This is a genomic window from Sinorhizobium sp. GQ132 (assembly GCF_059758575.1).
The window spans coordinates 1-534 of record NZ_JCAXDX010000054.1; the positions used below are offsets into that span (position 1 = coordinate 1).

The window sequence follows — 534 nt, forward strand, 5'->3', positions numbered from 1 at the left end:
CCCCGCACCGACGCGGTAGACATCATCATCAAGTCGGTCCGCTTGATGCTGAACCCTGGTACCAACCAGGCTGTCCTGATGCTTGGAGTGGAAGCAGGAGTGGTGCGAATCGATGCCGAGGAGACGCGGTTCACGAGCGGCGAACTCCACGTCGGGCTCGAGTTCGAAAGTGGCACGCTTCTGGCCGTTAAGCCGAAGAGCCTGTCACTCCACGGCGTAGGGTCAACCGCGACCGACTTCGTCAACCGCGCCAACCTCGAGGTTGACAAGCTGCTCGACACCGAACGTGACCAGCGTGTCGAACTTTTTCCGGAGATTGACGATCAGGCGAAGCTGATGCTGATCTTCAGTAAGCCGCGCGTCATCGACAGTCTCACGGTCGGCCTCTTCCTCGGCGACGGCGACCCAACTCAAGTCGAACGGGCGATTGCCACTGGGCGGTCCATCAGCTTCGCCCTTGCAGCCGACTTCGTGAGGACGAACATTCTTTGCCGAGCATTGCTGAGTCCCTCAGAGCGCGACCCCGCCTGGACC

1 protein-coding gene is annotated in these 534 nt (G+C 60.9%); it reads left to right on the forward strand.

Annotated features, from left to right (window positions below):
* Window positions 1-534 (forward strand): hypothetical protein (locus AC6CIG_RS29680; RefSeq protein WP_498324384.1); only part of this gene is annotated, 534 nt, incomplete at both ends.